A 1,782-nucleotide genomic window follows, 5' to 3' on the forward strand; every position below is an offset into this window, starting at 1 on the left:
GACGCGGTTACGTAGTAAACATTCAACGCTGATTAACAAGCTTTCTAAAAAAAGCTAATCAACCCCAATAGCCCCAGCCATCACATTCGACAGATTATCACTGGTAGCCTGCAAACGCTCATTACTCAAATGTGCATACCGCTCTGACATGTAATGGTCAACAAAAACCGGACACTTTTTTAAGACGCTTCCCTATAACTACTCGCTCAAATTGTAATGGTGATTGATAATCTAGTTTTGAGTGAGTACGTTTGCCGTTATAAAAAGCTACACATCAATAATGCTATTGATTGCTGCTTCTTTGGTTCTAAAGTTGTTGTAATTTAACTCCTCATGCTTAAGACTGCGGAAAAAGCGTTCTGTTGGAGCATTGTCCCAACAGAACGCTTTTCGACTCATACTCTGCCGCATTTGCATAATATCTAGGTGTTGACGATACTCGTAGCTAGCATATTGACTACCTCTATCCGAGTTCATAATGTGAGTGACTTAACGGGTGTCTCTGATCACAAGATATGGCGTGTACTGGATACCTACATTGAGCTAGCCAAGATCGATGAAGATTACAGTAATATAAGCACTGTCGGAATGGATGAAACCTCTATTGCAAAAGGACATGACTACATTACTCTTTTTGTCGACCTGGAAGAGAGAAAAACACTGCATATTAGTGCAGGTAAAGATCATAAAACCGTTGTTGATTTTGTGGAAGTATTAGAAGCTAAACAGGGTGATAGGAATGCAATTAAACAAGTGAGTTGCGATATGTTTCCTGCCTTTATTAAAGGCGTTAAAGAAAACATGCCAGAGGCAGAAATTACCTTTGATAAATTTCATATCATAAAACTTATCAATGAAGCTGTTGACCAAGTGCGTAGAGAGGAAGGGAGTTACACCCCTATACTCAAAGGAAATCGTTATATTTTTTTAAAAAATGAGTCTAATTTAACTGCAAAACAGAAAACAATAAAAGAGGAGTTAAGCATGGCAAAACTGAACTTGAAATCTATCCGAGCCATGCAAATTCGCGAAGCATTTCAACAGGTTTATGTTGCCGAAAGTACAGAGCAATTTGAAGGCTTACTTAATAACTGGTATTACTGGGCAACTCATAGTCAACTGGCCCCCATTATAAAAGTAGCTAAGGAATAAGCACGAAACAACTTCCCGATATTAATTATTCTTGAGGAATTGCCCGGTAATTCCATTTTGGTAAATGTGTATCAAATACAATCGGCATTATTTCTTTGAAGTCAGCGGCATATTTTCGTCCTGTCTCGTATATTTTGTCGAGTATGTGAACAATTGTTGTTAGTCCTTTTGACGTTGATGTTCTAGAAATCAATGTTTTAACTGTTTCAACCGAGTCAAATACAACACCTTCACAAGCACGAGTCACATGAGGAAAAAAACGATGTTCAATGGGATTATACTTGGAGGTATAAGGAGGATAGTGGGCAATCCTAATTTCCAATCCAAGTGCATTCGCAGACTTTTGTAAATCTTCTTTAAAAATGTAGTGCCGTGAGCTGTTACTCTCTCCACCATCGCAAAGGATCAACAATGATTTTGCTTTAGGATAATGAATAATACCCTCGTTTACCCACCATTGAAATAAGCTATCACAGGCAAATTCACTGGTATCATGACTCGTTCCAAGCGTGATATATCCTGTGTTTCGTTTGAGGTCATAAAACCCATGAGGAATAACACTGCCTGTTGCAGAGCTAGGGAAATCATGATCATTCGTTTGAATGGCTGCTTGTGTATAGAGCGATCCAT

2 protein-coding genes and 1 pseudogene are annotated in these 1,782 nt (G+C 38.5%); 1 reads left to right on the forward strand and 2 read right to left on the reverse strand.

Translation table 11 applies throughout. The features are described 5' to 3' along the window. Positions 1–326 precede the first annotated feature (326 nt). A pseudogene (locus CDZ78_RS05820) lies at positions 327–480 on the reverse strand (IS3 family transposase); the annotation flags it as partial. A 108-nt stretch (positions 481–588) separates the two neighbouring features. Here CDZ78_RS05820 and CDZ78_RS05825 point away from each other — a divergent pair. After that, a complete protein-coding gene (locus tag CDZ78_RS05825; protein ID WP_244559168.1) occupies positions 589–1,152 on the forward strand; it encodes a transposase in 564 nt (187 codons plus the stop codon). A gap of 25 nt (positions 1,153–1,177) precedes the next feature. On the opposite strand, the gene CDZ78_RS05830 is transcribed toward CDZ78_RS05825, so the two are convergent. Beyond that, positions 1,178–1,782, reverse strand: a 605-nt coding sequence (locus tag CDZ78_RS05830; protein WP_140413900.1) for an ISAzo13 family transposase, incomplete at its 5' end; no start/stop codon positions are given.

The sequence above is a fragment of the Bathymodiolus platifrons methanotrophic gill symbiont genome, assembly GCF_002189065.1.
Taxonomy (GTDB): domain Bacteria; phylum Pseudomonadota; class Gammaproteobacteria; order Methylococcales; family Methylomonadaceae; genus Methyloprofundus.